Annotated in this window: 20 protein-coding genes and 3 tRNA genes; 16 read left to right on the plus strand and 7 right to left on the minus strand. The window is 68.3% G+C overall.

Annotation, left to right across the window (positions count from 1 at the left end):
* Window positions 1–2: 2 nt before the first annotated feature.
* Window positions 3–698 (minus strand): alpha/beta fold hydrolase, encoded by a 696-nt coding sequence (locus IE173_RS13820; RefSeq protein ID WP_191284111.1) that lies wholly within the window; start codon window positions 696–698, stop codon window positions 3–5.
* Window positions 699–744: 46 nt separating this feature from the next.
* On the opposite strand from IE173_RS13820, the gene IE173_RS13825 reads away from it, so the two are divergent.
* Window positions 745–1,401, plus strand: coding sequence for a DUF1345 domain-containing protein (locus IE173_RS13825; RefSeq protein ID WP_191284112.1), 657 nt, complete (start codon window positions 745–747; stop codon window positions 1,399–1,401).
* A gap of 15 nt (window positions 1,402–1,416) precedes the next feature.
* On the opposite strand, the gene IE173_RS13830 is transcribed toward IE173_RS13825, so the two are convergent.
* Together IE173_RS13830 and IE173_RS13835 are read right to left on the minus strand one after the other, a co-directional pair.
* Window positions 1,417–2,124: a VIT1/CCC1 transporter family protein gene (locus IE173_RS13830; protein WP_191284164.1), complete on the minus strand. Its 708-nt coding sequence runs from the start codon at window positions 2,122–2,124 to the stop codon at window positions 1,417–1,419.
* A 76-nt stretch (window positions 2,125–2,200) separates the two neighbouring features.
* Window positions 2,201–4,186: a sensor histidine kinase gene (locus tag IE173_RS13835; RefSeq protein WP_191284113.1), complete on the minus strand. Its 1,986-nt coding sequence runs from the start codon at window positions 4,184–4,186 to the stop codon at window positions 2,201–2,203.
* Window positions 4,187–4,272: 86 nt separating this feature from the next.
* Between IE173_RS13835 and IE173_RS13840 the strand changes: the two genes are divergently transcribed.
* The 8 genes from IE173_RS13840 (at window position 4,273) to IE173_RS13870 (ending at window position 10,074) form a co-directional block, all read left to right on the plus strand.
* Window positions 4,273–4,638, plus strand: coding sequence for a response regulator transcription factor (locus IE173_RS13840; protein ID WP_191284114.1), 366 nt, complete (start codon window positions 4,273–4,275; stop codon window positions 4,636–4,638).
* A gap of 279 nt (window positions 4,639–4,917) precedes the next feature.
* Window positions 4,918–5,910 (plus strand): replication initiator, encoded by a 993-nt coding sequence (locus IE173_RS13845; protein ID WP_308433107.1) that lies wholly within the window; start codon window positions 4,918–4,920, stop codon window positions 5,908–5,910.
* Between the two features lie 14 nt (window positions 5,911–5,924).
* Complete coding sequence (locus tag IE173_RS15615; protein ID WP_268248916.1) at window positions 5,925–6,050, plus strand: hypothetical protein; 126 nt, start codon at window positions 5,925–5,927, stop codon at window positions 6,048–6,050.
* A gap of 247 nt (window positions 6,051–6,297) precedes the next feature.
* Window positions 6,298–7,449, plus strand: a complete 1,152-nt coding sequence (locus IE173_RS13850) for an AAA family ATPase (RefSeq protein WP_191284116.1) — start codon at window positions 6,298–6,300, stop codon at window positions 7,447–7,449.
* Window positions 7,446–8,105, plus strand: a complete 660-nt coding sequence (locus IE173_RS13855; protein ID WP_191284117.1) for a hypothetical protein — start codon at window positions 7,446–7,448, stop codon at window positions 8,103–8,105. Before IE173_RS13850 ends, IE173_RS13855 begins: the two co-directional genes overlap by 4 nt.
* Window positions 8,106–8,162: 57 nt before the next feature.
* A complete protein-coding gene (locus IE173_RS13860) occupies window positions 8,163–8,582 on the plus strand; it encodes a hypothetical protein (RefSeq protein WP_191284118.1) in 420 nt (139 codons plus the stop codon).
* A gap of 79 nt (window positions 8,583–8,661) precedes the next feature.
* Window positions 8,662–9,030 (plus strand): hypothetical protein, encoded by a 369-nt coding sequence (locus tag IE173_RS13865; RefSeq protein WP_191284119.1) that lies wholly within the window; start codon window positions 8,662–8,664, stop codon window positions 9,028–9,030.
* Between the two features lie 45 nt (window positions 9,031–9,075).
* On the plus strand, window positions 9,076–10,074 hold the full coding sequence (locus tag IE173_RS13870) for a tyrosine-type recombinase/integrase (protein WP_191284120.1): 999 nt from the start codon (window positions 9,076–9,078) through the stop codon (window positions 10,072–10,074).
* Between the two features lie 3 nt (window positions 10,075–10,077).
* On the opposite strand, the gene IE173_RS13875 is transcribed toward IE173_RS13870, so the two are convergent.
* The 3 genes from IE173_RS13875 to IE173_RS13885 all read right to left on the minus strand — a co-directional run bounded on the left by IE173_RS13875 (window position 10,078) and on the right by IE173_RS13885 (window position 10,391).
* A tRNA-Phe gene (locus tag IE173_RS13875) sits at window positions 10,078–10,150 on the minus strand.
* Between the two features lie 60 nt (window positions 10,151–10,210).
* A tRNA-Asp gene (locus IE173_RS13880) sits at window positions 10,211–10,284 on the minus strand.
* 34 nt (window positions 10,285–10,318) lie between these two features.
* Window positions 10,319–10,391: transfer RNA gene (locus IE173_RS13885), tRNA-Glu, on the minus strand.
* Between the two features lie 228 nt (window positions 10,392–10,619).
* Between IE173_RS13885 and IE173_RS13890 the strand changes: the two genes are divergently transcribed.
* Genes IE173_RS13890 through IE173_RS13900 form a run of 3 tightly spaced genes read left to right on the plus strand, consistent with a single transcriptional unit; the run spans window position 10,620 to window position 13,915 of the window.
* On the plus strand, window positions 10,620–11,870 hold the full coding sequence (locus IE173_RS13890; protein WP_191284121.1) for a M23 family metallopeptidase: 1,251 nt from the start codon (window positions 10,620–10,622) through the stop codon (window positions 11,868–11,870).
* An 11-nt stretch (window positions 11,871–11,881) separates the two neighbouring features.
* On the plus strand, window positions 11,882–13,108 hold the full coding sequence (locus IE173_RS13895) for a C40 family peptidase (RefSeq protein WP_191284122.1): 1,227 nt from the start codon (window positions 11,882–11,884) through the stop codon (window positions 13,106–13,108).
* Window positions 13,109–13,120: 12 nt separating this feature from the next.
* On the plus strand, window positions 13,121–13,915 hold the full coding sequence (locus IE173_RS13900; RefSeq protein WP_191284123.1) for a YajG family lipoprotein: 795 nt from the start codon (window positions 13,121–13,123) through the stop codon (window positions 13,913–13,915).
* A gap of 6 nt (window positions 13,916–13,921) precedes the next feature.
* Here IE173_RS13900 and IE173_RS13905 read toward each other — a convergent pair whose 3' ends face one another.
* Window positions 13,922–14,413: an inorganic diphosphatase gene (locus IE173_RS13905; RefSeq protein WP_191284124.1), complete on the minus strand. Its 492-nt coding sequence runs from the start codon at window positions 14,411–14,413 to the stop codon at window positions 13,922–13,924.
* 43 nt (window positions 14,414–14,456) lie between these two features.
* Here IE173_RS13905 and tilS point away from each other — a divergent pair, with 43 nt between their 5' ends.
* The 4 genes from tilS (at window position 14,457) to IE173_RS13925 (ending at window position 18,874) form a co-directional block, all read left to right on the plus strand.
* The gene (gene tilS / locus IE173_RS13910; RefSeq protein WP_191284125.1) at window positions 14,457–15,458 is read left to right on the plus strand and encodes a tRNA lysidine(34) synthetase TilS; all 1,002 of its coding nucleotides are present in this window, start codon (window positions 14,457–14,459) and stop codon (window positions 15,456–15,458) included.
* Complete coding sequence (gene hpt, locus IE173_RS13915) at window positions 15,445–15,996, plus strand: hypoxanthine phosphoribosyltransferase (RefSeq protein WP_191284126.1); 552 nt, start codon at window positions 15,445–15,447, stop codon at window positions 15,994–15,996. Before tilS ends, hpt begins: the two co-directional genes overlap by 14 nt.
* A gap of 178 nt (window positions 15,997–16,174) precedes the next feature.
* Window positions 16,175–17,575 (plus strand): GH1 family beta-glucosidase, encoded by a 1,401-nt coding sequence (locus tag IE173_RS13920; protein ID WP_191284127.1) that lies wholly within the window; start codon window positions 16,175–16,177, stop codon window positions 17,573–17,575.
* 60 nt (window positions 17,576–17,635) lie between these two features.
* Window positions 17,636–18,874, plus strand: coding sequence for an extracellular solute-binding protein (locus IE173_RS13925; protein WP_191284128.1), 1,239 nt, complete (start codon window positions 17,636–17,638; stop codon window positions 18,872–18,874).
* Window positions 18,875–18,944: the final 70 nt, after the last annotated feature.

Consider the following 18,944-nt stretch of genomic DNA (forward strand, 5'->3'; position numbering starts at 1 on the left):
CGTCACCCCGTCGGCGGAAGTGCTGCCGCGACGAGAGCCGCGAGTTCGGCCGGCTTGCTGAGCATCGGCCAGTGGCCGGTGCGCAGCTCGACGATCTCGTAGTGCTTCACCGCTGCGAGTTCGCGCACGTAGGGGTGGCCCTTCGCGATGAGGTCGCGCAGCGTCGCCTCCGACATCTCACAGGTGATCACCGTGACGGGCACGTCGTAGCGGCGTGGGTCGCCGAGCACCTGTTTCTCGGTCGCGACCTTCTCGGGGATCGGGAGCGCCCGTGCCGCGAAGGCCGCCCAGCGTTCATCATCCATATCCACGACCGACTCGGCATCGAACTCGTCGCGAGGCGGCAACGGCACCATGCCGTCGACCGCCGTGAACTCGTCGTTGATCATGCCGCCGTCGCCGAGAGGGCCGGAGTCGACGTAGATCACCTTCGCGATGCGATCGGGCCGCGCATCCACGACGGCGTGGGCGACCGCCCCGCCACCGGAATGCCCGACGAGCACGACCGGGCCGACCGCGGCATCCACGAGGCCGACGACGTAATCGGCTTGGTCGCGCAGACCGACGGACGGGTCGGCCGGCGCGAGACCGGGAAGCGTGATGGGTCTCGGCTCGTGCCCCGCCGCCCCGACCGCGGGCACCACCTCGTCCCACGCGGAGGAGTCGAGCCAGAATCCGGGAATGAGGATGACGTCCATCCCGCCACGCTAGGCGCCACCTCCGTCAGCCGGGGATACTCGCTTCATGAGCGCCGGTCCCTCGCCGAAGCCCGAACATCGCTGGCCGGCTGCCGCCGCGATCATCGTGGCCCTCGGCGTCTATCTGTTCCTGCCGGCGCCGACGGCGTTCCTTCCGTCGTGGATGGTTCCCGCCGTGGGGTTGGTCGCGTTCATCCCGCTCGTCGTGCTCAACCCTCGGCGCCTCGGGCGTGAGACGACCTGGTCGCGCGGGCTCGGGGTCGGCATTGCCGTGGGTCTCGCGCTCATCAACCAGGTGTACATCGTGCAGATCCTCGATCAGCTGCTCAACGGGCGCGGCGTCGGCGTCACCGTCGTATACGTCGCCGCGGGAGTCTGGGCGACCAACGTCATCGCATTCGCGGTCGTGTTCTGGGAGCTCGACCGCGGCGGCCCCTACGCCCGAAGGTTCGAGGGCGTGCGAGACCACGCCCCGATGGACTTCCGGTTTCCGCAAGAGGACGGCTCGCCGGGCGCCGACCCGAATTGGCGGCCGGAGTTCTTCGACTACCTCTACTTCTCGCTCACCTCGATGATGGCGTTCAGCCCGACCGATGTGATGCCGCTGACCCACCGGGCGAAAGCCCTCATGGCGTACGAGTCGCTCACCGGTTTCGTGCTTCTCGCGCTGGTGATCGCGCGCGCGGTCAACATCATCAGCTGACCGCAGGAGGTCGGCTCAGACGACGCCCGAGACCCCGAGCAACGTGCCGATGAGGAACGTCGCGCCGAGCGCCGCAGCGCCTCCGATGACGACCCGGAGGGTGGGGCGCAGCAACGGGCTTCCGCCGATCCAGGCGCTGAGGGCCCCGGTCGCGGCGAGGGCGGCGAGCACGGCGACGAAGGTGAGGGGGATGCGCACCGAGTCGGGCAGCAGCAGGATCGCCGCGAGCGGCAGCAGGGCGCCGACGACGAAGGCGAGGGCGGAGGCACCCGCGGCCTGCCAGGGGCTGACCACGTCGCGTTCGCGGATTCCGAGCTCGGCCTCCAGGTGCACCCCGAGTGCGTCATGGGCCGTCAGTTCGACCGCCACCTGCCGCGCGGTCTCGGGAGTGAGCCCCTTCGCGGCATAGATCCCGGTGAGCTCGTCGAGTTCCTCGTCGGGCATCTCGCGTAGCTCGCGGGTCTCCTTCGCGATCAGGGCACGCTGGCTGTCGCGTTGGCTGCTCACCGAGACGTACTCGCCGAGCGCCATCGAGATCGCGCCGCCGACGAGGCCCGCGGCCCCCGCGGTGAGGATGGGCGCGAAGGCCGGCGTCGCCCCGGCGACACCGACGACGATCGCGGCGACCGACACGATGCCGTCATTCGCGCCGAGCACTCCCGCGCGCAGCCAGTTGAGCTTGTGTGCGATGCCCGCCCCGTGCGGCTCGTCGGCATGCTGCATGTCGGTCACAGACCAAGTTGAGCACTCCGAGCCCTCACCGCGCCAGCAAGGTCAGGCTCCGCTCACCGTATGGGGCTCACGGAGCCGGCACGGTGTCGGGCACATAGAGCGGCAGGTCGACGATGGCCGTCGTGCCGGTCTTGCCGTCGGACCGCAGTTCGATCCGACCGCCCATTCGCGTCACGAGGTCGCGCACGATCGGCAGGCCGAGGCCGGTGCCGGGAACGAACTCGTTCTTGCCCATGACCCGGTGGAACCGTTCGAAGACCTTGTCGAGCTCACTCGGGGGAATGCCGCGGCCGGTGTCGACAACCTCGATGCGCGCGAAGCCGTCGGGTCCCGGCGAGAGGGCGATGTCGACGCGACCGTCCGGAGGGGTGAACTTGATCGCGTTCGCAATGAGGTTGACGAGGATGCGATCCACCCCGGTCCGATCGCCGCCGATCACGTAGTCCTCCCCCTCCGTCACGGTGATCGTCACGCGGGCGCGGCTCGCGATGGTCGAGAGCTCGTCGACACGGTCGACGACCGCGGATCGCAGGTCGATCGCGGTCGGCTCCGTGGAGGGCAGGCCGGCTTCTCGCGAAACGTCGAGCAGGTCCTCGACGAGGTCGGCGAGCCGTCGGGCGTTGCGCATGATGATCTCGACGCTCTTGCGCTCGCTCTCCGGGAGATCGGCCTCGCCCAGTTCCTCCGCGTACCCCAGGATGCTCGTGACCGGTGTGCGCAACTCGTGACTCACCGACGACACGAACTCGTCCTTCTGGGCGGCGAGGGCACGCAACCGGTCGGCGGCTTCCCGCTCGTGCACGAAAGCGTCGGCGACCGCCCGAGCGGCCTTGTTCTGCTCGGTGATGTCGATCGCCTGGATCAGCAGCAGGGTTCGATCGTCGGCGACCGGGGCCACGCTCAGATCGAGGTAGACGTCGCCCGGGAACTCGATGCCGGTCGCGGTTCCTTCGGGGGCGGCCACCCGCAGCATCGACAGCTTCTCGCGATCGATGGTCGTCGTCTCGCCGTCGGTGATGAGCCAGGATGCGAGCATCCGCTCACCGTTCGGGTTGGACTCGACCACCCGGTACCCGCCGTCGTCTTGGCGCTGCACGACGATGAACCCGGCGTGGGCGCTGACGATGGCCCCGCGCAGCAACTGCTCGCGCGCGCTGAGCCGCACATAGAGGTCGGTGCGGTCGTCTTGGGCGACGGCGAGCGGCAGCAGCGAAGCGCTGAGGCTCAGGGTGAAGATCTGGATGATCCCGATGAGAAGCTCGCCGTTGCCCGCGGCGACGGTGACGAAGGTTCCCCAACCGAGGAAGCTCATCGTCGCGATCGCGACACTGCTCAGCACGATTTCGATGAGGGTTACGCCCGCGCTGAACCGGAAAGCCGCCCAGGCCAGCACCGGGAAGGCCAAGAAGGCCAGCGGCAGTCGGTGACCGGGCCCGAAGGCGATGCCGAGGGCAACGCTGAGCAGCACCAGCTGCAGCGCGAGTTCCGCCGGCCGGCGCGGAAGGAACGACGAGCGCGGCACGAGCCCCAGCACGCCGAGCAGCAGCACCGAACTGCCGTGCGAGGCGGCGACATGCGCCATGGTGCCGAGGAGATCCCCTCCATTCACGGCGACGATCGCGCCGACGAGGGTCCCGATGACGGCGGCCCCCGCCGCGGTGGCCACGATGAATCGCACGCTGTCGCCGTGCCGGAAGCGGCGACCTGTCTGACGTCGATAGCGCATGATCGCGGCGACCACCCAGGCCTCCGCGGCGTTCGCGATCCCGAACCCGATCGCGACCCACCAGACGGTGGAAGCCAGCAGGTTGGCGGCGGTCGTCACCACCACGATCAACCCGGCCACGGCGAACCCGCGCCCTCGGGCGGCGAGCACGGCGATGACCGAGATCCCTGCGGCCGGCCACCAGGGTGCGGTTGACGAACCGGGGAAACGCAGCTCGGCCGAGGCGACGCTCACCACGAACACGAGCAGTAGCAGTATCGCGATCGACATCGCGTAGCGGCGCGGCGTCTGGCGGCGGATTGCTGCCGTCAGACTGTCCCGATACATGGCCCCCGCCCTACGCGACCTCGCGCATATACTGCGACCGTAGTCGCGCGGCCGTCCGCCCGCGACGCCATAACAGGGGGTGTCGGATGGGCAGCGTGGTCGTCGTGGAAGACGATGACGACATCCGCATGCTCATCGTTCGACGTCTGGAGCGGGCCGAACACGAGGTGCGATCCGCCGTCGACGGGGTCGAAGGGCTCGAGCTGATCCACGAGCGGATGCCCGATGTCGTCGTGCTCGACTGGATGATGCCCCGCCTCGACGGTCTGGGCGTCGTCGAGCGTCTCGCGGCCGACGGCGGACCCCGGCCGAGGATTCTGATGCTCACCGCGCGCAACCAGCAGTCCGACATCGACCGGGCCCGCGCGGCGGGAGTCGACGACTTCCTCGTCAAGCCGTTCCTCGGCCCCGACCTGCTCAACGCCGTCGGCGCGCTGCTTCCGGCGACCTGAACGGGCCCGAAACCGCGAAACCCCCGCGCCGTTCTGAAGAACACTGCGCGGGGGCTTCGGCTGGTGGCTCCGACCGGCGTCGATCCGGTGACCTTCCGATTTTCAGTCATGTTCTGAACCTCCGCGCATGGCGTGGTTTCAGGTCGTTCGAACAACGGTCCTCCGGTCGCGGAGGCTCAGGGGGACGCGCGCGGGGCCCCCGCAGGGGGTGAAGCGCGGGACCCTGAGCCTCGCGTCGGCGGCTGTGGTCGTCCGTTCCGAACTCGGTCGGGTGACTGGGTGCGGTGCGGTTCTCGGATTGCGAGTGCGTGCGCATCGTGCGCTGAGTTGTACCGGGGTGACTGGGCGGCGATTGCTCGCTCGGGTGTGTTCGAGGCTCGTGCTGAGGACTTCCGCTTCTATCTGCTTACCCTGACGGCTCCGTCGTTCGGTCGGGTTCATCGGGTGCCGCGGTCGGCGGCGAGCAAGCGGAGGCGCTGCGGCTGCGGGGTGACGCACGATCCGCGGGACGTCGATCTGCGCGGGGTACCGCTCGTCCCTGACGAGTACGACTACCTCGGGCAGGTGGCGTGGAATCGGGATGCGGGAACGTTGTGGGATCGGACGCGGCGGCGGATTCGGGATCGGTGGGACTCGGCTGAGTTCTTCGTGGTGCGGGAGTGGCAGGACCGCGGGGTCCTGCATCTGCATGTCCTGGTTCGGATCTCGCGGCTCGACTTCTCGAGCGGCCCGGATCTCGAGGTCGCGGCCCGCACTGCCACGGCTGCCTCCGCGGTCGACGGGACGGTCGTCGGGTGGGGTGATCAGGTCGACGTGAAGCGGTTCCGGGTCGGTGGGGATGGGGCTCGCACCATCTGGTATCTGTCGAAGTGCCTGAACTATGTGATGAAGGATGCGGCTCGGGAGGCGCTCGCCGGTCAGCGTGGCCGTGGTGACAGTCGGGTGTGGCGGCATCTGATCGCGTTGGAGGCGGCGGCCCGCTCGATCCGCTGCTCGCCTGAGTGCATCCCCGCGTCCTGCCGCAGCCGCTCGCACGACCGCTACGGCGCACGCGCTCACGTGGTCAGCGCGACTCGTCGCACTAAGCACCGGACGGGCTGGTCGTTCTCCGGGCTCACCCGGTCGGTGCAGCGGCAACAGCGGCGGGAGTGGGCCGCGAACCTGCGCCCGCCGGCGTCGGCTCCTCAACCTCGTCCGGCGCGTCACGATGACGCGCTGCTGGCTGACCTGGAACGCCACACCGCTCGGCCTCGGGCCGGCGCGGTGCCGTGAGGAGGTGATCTGTGATGGCTGCTGCTGACTGCTCGACCTGTGAGGCGCTCGGCTACCGAACCTGCGACGAATGCGGAGGCCTGGTGTTCGACAAGCACCGGGATGCGCTCGGGCGTGACCTGTGCGCCTCCTGCCGCTAACTCTCCGTCTCTGAGGGCTTCCCTTCGATAGCCAGAGGCAACGGCGTGGAGCGCGGGGCGTCAACCCCATCCGTCCGAAGGATGCGTAGCAGGGTTGACGCCCCGTGTGGAGCGTCGATGCTGGCGGCTAGCGGAGGGAAGTCCGACGCTTCGTTCGGCTGGGAGAGTGGCGTGTTCCCGTTTCGGGCCGTCGACGGGGAAGATATGCCGTATGTCCCTAGACAGTCGACTTGGCGACCCGGTGCGGGTGGAGCGCTTGCGCGTCTCGAACTATCGGTCCCTGGACGACGATGTCGTCGTTGAGTTTGGGGATCTGACGGCTCTCGTCGGGCCGAACGGCTCGGGCAAGTCGAACGTTCTCGATGTGTTCCGATTCTTGCGTGAAGCCCTGAGTTTCGGACTGGAGCCTGCAGTCTCGAAGCGGCTGGGTATCAAGAAGTTGCGGCGGACCGCTCCTTTCAAGCCGCGCGCGATCAAGGTCGGGGTCGACCTCTCTTCGAGCGGGTGGTCTGCAAGTTACGACATCCAAATCAATGCGGCCGCGAACGGTACCTACAAGGTCGAACGAGAGCGACTCGTTACCGAGTGGCCGGGAGCAGGCGGCGAGGTAATGCTGGACGTGAGCGGGGGGAAGGTCAAGGTCGCGCCCGAGGGCTTGCGCCCGATTGGGTCTGAGGTCGAATTGACCCTGCCGAGTCTCGCCGGAGCGCCGGAAGTTCGCCCCGTAGTGGAGGCCCTTCGCGCCGTGCGGATCCACAGCATCTACCCGCGCGAACTCAGCACCCCCCAGCCGGTTGGCGCCACCCCACCCCTGGATGAGTCGGGCTCGAACTGGTGCGCGGTCCTGCGCACACTCGATGAGCGAGCGATGACCGAATTGCGATTAGCAATGGAGAAGGTCACCGGAGATATCCGCGACATCCGAGTCGACAGCAGCGGCGGGTTCTACACTGCGGAGTTCGAGCACGTGTTCACTGAGGGCGCGCCGAAGTGGTTCAGCGCAGGGCAAGAGAGCGACGGAACTTTGCGGACCGCTGGCATTCTGACAGCCCTCCTTCAGTCACCTGCCCCGCCGCTGCTGGGGATCGAGGAACCGGAACTGACCATCAACCCGGGCCTCCTCCCCTTGCTTTTCGACTACCTGAAAGCCGCAAGCCAGCGGGCTCAGATCGTCATCACGACCCACAGCCCCGACCTTCTCGATTTGCTGCCAGTGGAGAACATTCGAGTCGTTCAGCGCCGCGACGGCGTGACCACTGTCGGACTAGTCTCCGAAGCGCAACGTTCGATTGTTCGTGACGACCTGATGACCCTTGGAGAGTTCCTTCGATCCGGTGGGATCAAAATGGAGGGCTCCGAACCAAACCTCTTCGACCTTCTCGACGAGCCGGTTTCGTGACGGGCCGCCTGGTTCTGGTTCGGGAGGGATTTGGCGAGGCGGGCTCGCTGGAGAGTCTCGTCGCAAGGGTCGCTCGCGACTTGGGAGTCAACCCCGACCCGATCGCATCGCTGCAGAGCATCAGAGTGGCGGTCACCAATGCGCAGTCAGCGCTAAAGGCCGTCGAGATCGCGGCTCGGTATAGCCCGGACGCCGTGCTGGTTACAGCGGATTGTGATGACGATTGCCCCCGCGATCTCGCCCCGACGATCGCAGCCGCGCTACGTGCCCGCGCCTTTCCGTTTCCGGTCGCTGTCGTACTTTTCTATCGCGAGTACGAGACGCTTGCACTGTCCGTCGCGGGCGAGCTGGACGGGGTGGAGCTGATTTCTACGAAGGGCACGGTGATTGTCAGGATGTCGCTCACCGGCGCACCTCCGACTGATCCCGAGGCCCATCGCGATGCGAAGGGTTGGATCAGTCGCAACTTGTTTGGCGGCACCTCATACAAGCCGACACTGCATCAGAGGCCGCTCACCGCTCGGCTCTTGCTTGCCGACCTTGGAGAGGCCGATTTGTCCTCTTACCGGCGGCTTCGCACCGCTGTGGGGTTCTTGGCCGATCAAATGAACGCCGGTAGTGCTGGGGCCTACCCGCCGGCGTCAGCCGGCTCTTGATCCTGTAAGGGAAATTTCGGGACGTCGCACGTCCGGCTGTGCCGCTACCTTTGCCTCGTGAGAATCTGGCTGTCCACCGCCGTTGCGCTCGTCGTTGCCGCGACCTTGTCCGGTTGCATTGTGATTCAACAACCGGCGGCGACGCCTGCCCCGGCTCCTGCGTCCCAGGAGCCCTCGCACACAGCAAACGACATCGCGGCGTGTGACGGGCTCGTTGATGCGGTGAACGCAGCCGCAGCAAACCCAGCCGACTTCAACGCGGCCAAGGCAGCCATCCTCACGATCGCCACTCTTCTCAACGAACGCGCGAACCTGGCGGACGATGGCAACCTTTCGTTCGCGCTGTCGACGTCGGCCTCGATCGTGGCGGGCGTTTATGACGAGGCGAATCAGGCCGGGCAGGTCTCGGGTTCGAGCCAGCTGGACTTCCGCAACGCGATTGATGCGGCGGCTGATGCATGCAGCGAGGTTCGCTGACAGGAGCCGGGCCTAGTCTGTAGTCCTAGAACATGGGACTGCGAGGTGCGAACGCATGGCTGATTTCCGATCTGACCGGATGCCTTCTCCCGAGGGCGAGGGTCGCGCCAAGACGGCGCTCGACTCCGGCTACGAGACCTATATCAAGGCCAACGCGTCGGTGAACCGTCGGATCTTCGGGGCCTTCCCCGAGTTGAGGACGGCGCTTCGTGGGTACGCGAGTGCGCGCTTGTTCGACCTGTTCGGGTTCTGGGTGATGTGGCGTCTCACGGGCGGTTTCGAGGGGATGCAGAAGTCCCTCGGTGTGAGCAGGGCCGGCATGTTCCGTCGCATCGCCCAGTTCCGAGAGGTGTTCGGTGAGCACCCGGATGTTTACGAGTTCCCGGGCGTCACCGTCGATCCCGTCAAGTTCGCAGAGGGCATGGCAGAGAGACAGCGAAACACGTAGTCTCACAATGTTGAACTAACGCGCCGATGCCGCTAGTCTCGCAATATGCGACTAGCCGCCGACGCGATGCCGACCGTCGGCGCGCTGTTCGAGCGGTACTGGCCGGTGATCCGAAACCGCATCTCTCCCGGAACTGCTCGCGGCTATGCCTCCGCGTGGCGTCAGCGAGTGGGCCCGTCCTTCGCCGATGTGCCGATCGACCAGATAACGACCCTCGACGTCGAGCGTGCTTTTGCCATGTGGTCGGGCAAGCGCTCGACAAAGGTCGATGCCCTCGCCGTGCTGTCGCAGGTGTGCCAGGTCGCAATCAAAGGTCGGCTGATCCCGGTCAATCCGTGCGCGGGTGTCGACTTGCCGCGCATGCAAGACGACGATCCGGCGGCGCGGGCTCTCGACTGGCCAGAAGTCACTCGTCTGCTCGACGTGCTCCCAGCATCGGGCCCGTATCGCCGCTTCGTCCTCGGGATGCTCTACACCGGCTGCCGCCTCGGCGAGGTCGCGGGGTTGCGGGTATCTGACGTCGACTGGGAGACGCGCACGATCTCCGTCTCACGCACGGCATCCGCCGGAGCCAACGGCGAACTTGTGATCGGCCCGACCAAGGGCCGGCGCATTCGCCTCGTGCCCTTGGCTGACCCCTTCGTTCCCGTCGTGGTGGAGGCGAGCGAGAAGAAGGGGCCGCACGATTGGCTGTTCCCCGGTCCTCGTGGCGGCGTCCTCAACTCGCAGAATCTCAGCCGCGCGCTCGACTGGAAGAACGTGCGCGGTCAGGTAAAGACGTTCGCGCCGGGGGAGCCGCCGCTGCACTGGCACGATCTGCGGCATACGGCGCTGACGCTGATGTTTCGGGCGGGCCTCTCAGCGCCCGACGTGCAAGCCGTGGCGGGCCATTCAACGCTGCAGGTCACGCAGCGCTATGCCGACACTCGTCGGGATGCGGCCCGCAGAGCGACAGAAGCCCTCTCATCCTTCTTCGCCCCACTCGGACTATCAGATCCGGAGGGGGGTGAAGCGGAGAAAAGGGCTTCTGACCTGGGTATTTGAAGGTGGCTCCGACCGGCGTCGATCCGGTGACCTTCCGATTTTCAGTCGGACGCTCTACCAACTGAGCTACAGAGCCTCGGAGGGGAGACCCTCCGATGGTGAGAAAGCCTTCCCTCGCGGAAAGGCTTTCACTCCGCGACCCTGACGGGACTTGAACCCGCGACCTCCGCCGTGACAGGGCGGCACGCTAACCAACTGCGCTACAGGGCCTTGCGTATTGAGTTGTGGTGAAGCATCGATTGCGTGACCCCAACGGGATTCGAACCCGTGCTGCCGCCGTGAAAGGGCGGTGTCCTAGGCCACTAAACGATGGGGCCGTGAAGTGCGACAACGCAGGTGCGAACCGCACAGCAACCGAGGGTCAAGCATACGGTCGGCGCGTCGGAAACGCCAATCGCCTCAGATGTCGGACACCCCGCGGATGAACCGGGCACGGGCTGCCCCCTGAACTAGGTTCAAGTCGCCGTTGAGACTTTGTTGTTAGTGTTGCCGATGTTGTTCCTGTGACGGCGGAGGGGTCGGCCGACGGGAAGATGCGGGGAATCATGGGACGTTCGTCCAGCCGGGGGGCAGGCGGCGCGCAGGCGCCGTCGACACTCGCGCGCCGCATCCGGGTGCTCGCGGCGGCTCTCACGCTCGCCCTCATCCCCGCCCTCGGCGGAATCGCCCCGTCGAACGCCGCAGTCACGGCCGACTACCCGAGCTGGGAAGAGGTCGTCGCCGCCCAGAAGAACGAGGCGCAGGCGAAGGCTCTGCGGGCGAGCCTGGAAGGCCAGCTGGCGGGGCTGCAGGCCGAGGCGCAGCGGACGCAGGACGAAGCGGATGCCAAGGGTGTGATCTACGCGGAGGCCCAGCAGGCCTACGACGAGCAGAAGGTCGTGACCGACGCGCTGGTCGAACAGACCGCCGCCGCGCAGACCGAAGCCGACGAGGCGTACGCGGTGGCCGCGCAGGTGATCGCGGAGATGAGCAAGTCGGGGGGATCCTCCGACCTCTCGCCGCGGCTGTTCACGACGCCCGGTTCCCCTGACGCGCTGCTCGATCGCCTCGAACTCAGCCGGGTGATCGGCGACCGGTACGCCGACCTCTACGCGAAGGCCATCGAGCTGCGCAACCGCGCCAACGCGCTCGCCGAGCAGGCCGAAGTGGCGCAGGGCATCCTCGAAGAGCTGCGGGTCGCCGCCGAGAAGGCATTCCAGGAGGCCCAGGCCGCCGCCATCGCCGCCGCCGAGAAGCTCGCGCAGACCGAGAAGGACATCGCCGAGGTGCGCTCGCGCATCGAGTACCTCGCCGGCATCCGAGAGGCGACGACCGCCGACTACAACGCCGGCATCAAAGCGCTGTGGGGCGAGAACGCGGCGGGCGAGATCAGCCAGACCGGGTGGGCCCGTCCGGTGAGCGGCTACATCTCGAGCCAGTACGGCTGGCGCATCAATCCCGTCACCCACCAGCAGCAGTTCCACACCGGGGTCGACCTGGCGGGAATGGGTTGTGGGGCCACGATCTATGCCGCCCATTCGGGCGTGGTGACCTACGCCGGCTACTACGGCTCGTGGGGCTACTACGTCGCCATCGACCACCGCGACGGTACCGGCACCGGCTACGCCCACATCCAGGCCGGCGGCATCGGCGTGCACATCGGCCAGGAGGTCTCGCCCGGCCAGCCGATCGCAAGGGTCGGGTCGACGGGCCAGTCCACCGGATGCCACCTGCACTACATCGTGCGGGTGAACGGCAACAGCGACATCACCAACCCGGTACCGTTCATGCGCAACCAGGGAATCACGCTCGGTTAGGAGCATCCCCCATGGCAGACGGCAAGCGCAGACGACGGATGGTGGCGGCGGGGGTTCCCGCGACGCTGCTGTTCGCGTTCGCCAACCCGATGCCGGCCATGGCGCTTCGCCAGCCCGACTACCCGAGCTGGGACGACGTCGAGCAGGCGCGGCACAACGAGGCGGCCGCCCAGGCGACGGTCGAGCAGATCGAGGGCATCCTCATCCGGCTCGAAGCGGAAGCGGCCGAGCTCAACCGCATCGCGCTCGAGCTCGGTGAGGAGTACGCCCTCGCCGCGGCAGCCCTCGACGCCGCGACCGCGAAGCTCGACCGGCTGAAAGCCCAGGCGGATGCGGCGCAGGAGCGCGCCGAGCAGTCCGAACAGCAGGTCGCCGTGATCGTCGCCCAGCTCGCCCGGAACGGCGGGGGCGACGTCACCCTCGGCCTGCTGCTCGGCTCGGCCGACGACGCCGACACCCTGCTCGCCCGGCTCGGCACCGCCGACCGCTTGACCGCCTCATCGGCCGCGCTGCTCGACCGGGCGATCTACGACAAGAAGACCGCGCAGGCTCTCGCGAAGGATGCCCGCGCCGCCGAGCGGGAACGGCAGAAGCTCGCCGACGACGCACAGGAGAAGTACGACGCCGCGCAGGCTGCCGCGAGCGACGCCCAGGCGAAGGCCGACGCGCAGCGCGCCGACATCGACCGGATGTACGCGCAGCTGGCGACGCTCAAGGGCACGACCGAGGCGCTCGAGCGCGAGTACCAGGAGGGGCTCGCCGCGAATCCGCCGAGCGCCCCGCCGCCCGCGCCGCCGCCGACCACGCCTCCGCCCGGCGTCGACCCGACCCCGCCGCCGCCCGCCTCGAGCGCCGTGGAAGGCGCGATCGCCTACGCCAGCGCGCAGCTCGGCGAGGCCTACCAACTCGGCGGGATGGGCCCCAACGCGTGGGACTGCTCGGGCCTCACCAAGGCGAGCTACGCATCCGTCGGGGTGTACATCGGCCCGCACTCCTCGACCGATCAGTACAACTACATGAACGCGCAGGGTCGACTCGTGCCCCGCGAACAGATGCAGCGCGGCGATCTGCTGTTCTACTCGTACGGCGGATCGGCCTCCACGCCCCGCAAGTATCACGTCGCGATCTACCTCGGCGACGGCAAGATGATCGAGGCGCCGAACCCGACGGCGCTCGTGCGAATCGTGAATGTGCGCTACGCAGATCTGGTTCCCTACGTGGGCAGGCCCACGGGCTGACACAATCGAGGGATGCGCCGTACGAAGATCGCCCCCCTCGCCAGGCTTCTCGTCAGCACTGCCGTCGTCTTCGCCCTCGGGGGACTCGCCGGATGTGCCGTCGGCGCCCCGACGCCCTCACCGTCGACGACGGCGTCGCCCTCACCGTCGGCGACGGTTCCCGAGGTCGAACCCACCGACACCCCGACGACCGTCGGCTCGCTGCCGGGCAGCGCCCTCCTGCGGGTTTCCGTCACCGCCCAGGCCGAGGGCGAGGAGGTGCGCCTGCAGCTCACCTTCAACCGTGCCCAGACCAAGGTCAGCGCCCCTGAGCCGTTCGGGGCCGTTCAGGAGGCCTGCCCCAACGCGATCTCCTCGCAGCTCGAGCTGTACCCCGGCATGGAGCCGACCGGCGTCGTCACCTCGGAGCTCACGATGGTCGGCGACTGGCCCGACGGGATGACGGTCGCGATCGCCGCCGGCGGCATCGTCGCATCGTTCGGCGAGGGCCGCAGCGTCGCCGAGACTCAGGACGACCCGGGGGCGTTCGGCTGCACCGTGCCGATCGTCACCGGCCCCGGAGCCGCCGAGTTCACCAGCGTGCTGCTGGGTGACCCGGCGATCACCGACCGCATCGACCTCGAGAACCAGATCGCGCAGGGCATCTTCGGGTTCGAATCCGACTCCGGCTCGGCCGTGGAGGTGCGCTGGGTCGACTGCGTCATCCAGCTCTCGAGCGCAGCGCAACGCCTGTCGACCGAGTTCGGCTGGACCCTGCCCGCCCAGTGGGGCGACGGCTGTCTGATCGGTGCCGACGGGACGGTGTAACCGGCGTCAGTGCGCCGGAACGTACGCCGCGTAGCTGGCGGCGACGATCGCCTCGGCTTCGGCCTTGTCGCCCCAGCCTTCGGTCTTGACCCACTTGCCGGGCTCGAGATCCTTGTAGTGCTCGAAGAAGTGCTCGATCTCTTTGCGCTTGTACTCCGGCACGTCGGCGAGATCCTGGATGTGGTCCCAGCGCGGGTCTCCCGCGGCGACGGCGATGATCTTCGCGTCGCCGCCCCCGTCATCCGTCATCTTGAACACGCCGACGGGGCGCACGCTCATGCCGATGCCCGGGAACAGCGGGTATTCGCCGATGACGAGAACGTCGAGCGGGTCGCCGTCGTCGGCGAGGGTGTTCTCGAAGAAGCCGTAGTCGGTGGGGTACGCCATCGGGGTGTACAGCACCCGGTCGAGCATGACGCGGCCGGTCACGTGGTCGACCTCGTACTTGTTGCGGCTGCCCTTCGGGCATTCGATGACGACGGCGTAGCTGCTGGACATGACGCTCCTGGTTCGCTTCGGAAGGCGGGTCTAACGTTAGTCGATGCCTGAATCCGCTCGTCCTCGGCTGACTCCGGCCGTCGCCGACGTGCGCCGCGCGGTTCGCGAGTCGCTTCCCGTGGAGGGTCTCGTGCTCGTCGCGCTGTCGGGTGGGCCGGATTCCCTCGCGCTCGCCGCCGCCGTCGCCTTCGAGGCGCGCGGCCGGGCCGGTGCGGTGGTCGTCGATCATCAGCTGCAAGACGGGTCGGATGCCGTGGCCGAGCGGGCAGCGGAGCAGGCGCGGGCGCTGGGGCTCGACCCCGTTCGCGTGGTGCGGGTCACGGTCGCGCTCGACGGGTCGCCGGAGGCGGCGGCCCGCGACGCCCGATACGCGGCGCTCGCCGACGTCGCCGCCGAGACGGGCGCCGCCGCGGTGCTGCTCGGGCACACACTCGACGACCAGGCCGAGACGGTTCTGCTCGGGCTGGCGCGCGGCAGCGGCTCGGCGAGCCTGCAGGGCATGGCGCCCGTGGCGGGGCCGTACCGGCGGCCGCTGCTCGGCATCCGTCGGTCGACGACGGTGCAGGCCTGCGCCGACGCGGGGCTGGAGCCGTGGGCCGACCCGCACAACGACGATCCCGCGTACACGCGGGTGCGGGTGCGCAGGAACGTGCTGCCCGTGCTCGAAGCCGAACTCGGGCCGGGCGTCACGGAAGCGCTCGCCCGCACCGCCGAGCAGTTGCGGGAGGACGAAGAGGCCTTCGCGACGATGATCGACGAGGTCGCCGAAGAACTCGCCGAGCACATCGACGGCGGGCTCGCGGTGCCGGTCGCCGCGCTCGCCGCGAACCCGGCGGCGTTGCGGCAGCGCATCATCCGCTTCGTCGTCGCGAGCGAGTTCGGCGTGTCGCTGAGCCGCGCCCACACTCTCGAGATCGCGCGGCTGGTCACCGACTGGCGCGGGCAGGGGCCGCTCGACGTTCCCGGGGTGAGGGTGGCCAGGACGGGTGGCATGATCGAATTCCGGGCACGGATCGCTGAGGAGCACACGGATGGACACGGCTGACATCGAGGGCGACCTCACCGAGGTGCTGTACACGGAAGGCCAGATCCACGCCCGCATCGCCGAACTGTGCCGGCAGATCGAAGCCGACTACGAAGGTCGCGACCTGCTCATCGTCGGCGTGCTCAAGGGTGCCGTGATGGTGATGGCCGACCTCGCGCGCGAACTCAAGCGCGACGTCGAAATGGATTGGATGGCGACGTCGTCGTATGGCACGAGCACCGAGTCCAGCGGCGTCGTGCGCATCGTGAAAGACCTCGACACCGACATCGCCGGGCGCAACGTGCTGATCGTCGAAGACATCGTCGACTCCGGCCTCACGCTGTCGTGGCTGCGCACCAACCTCGAGAGCCGCAATCCGGCATCCCTCGAGGTGTGCGCCCTGCTGCGCAAACCCGAAGCGGCGAAGGTCGACATCGAGGCGCGCTACGTGGGCTTCGACATCCCGAACGCGTTCGTCGTCGGGTACGGCCTCGACTACGCGGAGCGCTACCGCAACCTGCGGTCGATCGGCATCCTCGCCCCGCACGTCTACTCGTAGGCCCGGTTACTCCGCTTCTTCCGCCTTGCTCCGCCGGAATCCCGCGGAGCGACGCGCAAGGTGCGGAGCAAACGCGCGTGTCGGGCGCGGGGGTTGCGATCATATTTAGCAGGGGTTAGAGTAAGGCGTGAAATAAGCGGGATGACCGCTTCCGCTCCCAACCCGAGACGACCGATCGATGCCGATTGCCGCACGCCTGAACGCCGAGCTCTCGCTCGCCGACGCATCCGCCTTTCCCCCCGGCTTCCGGTGGGGGCTGGCGACCGCGGCCTACCAGATCGAGGGTGCCGCGAACGAAGGCGGTCGGGGCGCGAGCATCTGGGACACCTTCGCCGCGACCCCCGGTCGCACGTTCCATGGTGACACCGGCGACATCGCCTGCGACCACTACCACCGGTGGGAGCACGACCTCGATCTGCTCGCCGACCTCGGAGTCACCGACTACCGGTTGTCGGTCTCGTGGTCGCGGCTCCAGCCGACCGGACGCGGCGACCTCAACCCGCACGGCGTCGCCTTCTACCGGGCGGTGCTCGCCGGCCTGCGCGACCGCGGCATCCGCCCGCTCGTCACGCTCTACCACTGGGACCTGCCGCAACCGCTCGAGGATGCCGGCGGCTGGCCGGTGCGCGCGACCGCCGAGCGCTTCGCCGACTACGCGGACCTCGCGGTGCGCGCCCTCGGCGACCTCGCGACCGACTGGGTGACCCTCAACGAACCGTGGTGCAGCTCGTTCCTCGGCTACGGCTCGGGGGCGCACGCGCCGGGCCGCACCGAGCCCGCCGCCGCGGTCGCCGCCGCGCATCACCTCAACCTCGCGCACGGGCTTGCCGTGCCGCGCATCCGCGCCGCCAGCCCCGACGCCCGCATCGGCATCACCAACATCGTCACCGACGTCGTGCCCGAGAGCGACCTGCTGGTCGACCGGGCCGCCGCCACCCGCGTCGACGCCGCCAGCAACCGGATCTTCCTCGATCCCGTCTACCTCGGGCGGTACTCCGACGCGGTGCTCGACACCCTTCCCGGGCTGCGCGATCACGTTCGCCCCGGCGATCTCGAGATCATCGCGGTGCCGACCGACTTCGCCGGCGTCAACCACTACCAGCGGGTGCTCGTGCATCACGCCCCCGGTTCCGGAATGCTCGACGCCGTCGAGACGGCCGCCGAACCCGCGACGACGTCGTTCGGGTGGTCGGTGACGCCCGACGCGCTCACCACCGTGCTGCGGCGCGTGGCCACCGAATTCACGTCGCTGCCGATCTACGTCACCGAGAGCGGTGCCAGCTTTTCCGACTACGTCGACCCGGATGGCGTTGTCGCCGACCACGAACGGGTCGCCTACCTGCGGGGCTACCTCGACGCGGCGGCAGACGCCGTTCGCGCCGGCGTCGACCTGCAGGGGTACTACGCCTGGTCGTTCCTCGACAACTTCGAGTGGGCCGAGGGCTACAGCAAGAGATTCGGACTCGTCTACGTCGACTACCGAACCCAGGAGCGCATCCCCAAACTGAGCGCCCACTGGTACCGGCGGGCGATTCTCGAGCACCGAGCCCAGGCCGACGCACTGACGCGATCGGCCTGAAACCCCGGGAGCGCCGCTCCCGTGCACCACAATCCGAATCACACGATGAGAGGAATCTCGATGAAGAGAACGGTTACCCGCACCCTCGCCGCAGTCGCGGCCCTGGGTGTCGCCGCGAGTCTCGCGGCGTGCTCGACGGACAGCGGCGGCGACGCCGAAGGTCCGCTGACGGTCTGGATCATGGGCGACTCCGGCGCCAACTTCGAACAGCTCGTCGCCCCCTTCACGGAGGAGACCGGCATCGAGGTCGAGGTCGTGGCCGTCCCCTGGGACGCGATCGACGAGCGCCTGACGACCGCGGTCGCCTCCGGCTCCGGCCCCGACCTGCTGCAGATCGGGCTGTCGAAGCTGCGTACCTTCGCCGACGCCGGCGCGCTGCTTCCGCTCGACGACTACCTGGGCGACCACCCGGGTCTCGCCGCCGACAACTTCCCCGATGGCGTGGCCGAGGCCACCCAGGTCGGCGGAGAGACGGTGAGCGTGCCGTGGGTGAGCGACACCCGTGTGCTGTTCTACCGCTCCGACATCCTCGAGGAGAACGGCATCGACGCACCGCCCGCATCGTGGGACGAGCTGCGTGAGGATGCCGCCACCCTCGCCGCCCGCGGCGACGGCCAGTACGGGTACTACATCCCGCAGTGGGACAGCCCGCTGCCGGTCATCATGACCTGGGACTTCGGCGGCGACATCATCGACGCCGACGGCAACGTCGACTTCGACACCCCGGAGTTCGCCGAGGCGGTCGACCTGTACACGGGTCTCTACGCCGACGGCAGCGTGCCGACCAACTCGGACTTCGACCAGACGCAGGGCTTCATCTCGGGCATCACCCCGATGCTGGTGAGCGGCCCGTACCTCGCACGGTCGATCGCCGACGCGGCTCCCGAGCTCGACGGCAAGTGGGGCGTCACGATGGTTCCCGGCGCCGACGAGAAGACGTCGTTGTTCGCCGGCTCGAACCTGGGCGTGTGGCACAACACCGAGCAGGTGGAGGCCTCGCTCGACCTGCTCGAGTACCTGTCGAGCGTCGAGGCGCAGCTGTCGTGGTTCGAGATCAATGGCGAACTGCCGGCGGTCTCGGCGGCGCTGGAAGACGCGGGCCTGCAGAGCGACCCGCTCGTCGAGGTGTACTCGCAGCAGCTCGCGGACTCGAAGGTGCTGCCGCTCGTTCCGAACTGGGACGGCGCGACCGGGTCCGACCTGCTCGCGGCGCTCAACGCGATCGTGCTGACCGGCGCCGACCGGGATGCCACGCTTGCCGAACTGTTCGCCAAGACCGAGGGTGTTTCGATCGGCTGATCGAGACCGGTGCGGGGCGCCTTCCTGAGGCGCCCCGCACCACCCCCCTTCACCCTCGACCGGAACGGAG

It is taken from the genome of Pseudolysinimonas yzui, assembly GCF_014653215.1.
Classification (GTDB): domain Bacteria; phylum Actinomycetota; class Actinomycetes; order Actinomycetales; family Microbacteriaceae; genus Pseudolysinimonas_A; species Pseudolysinimonas_A yzui.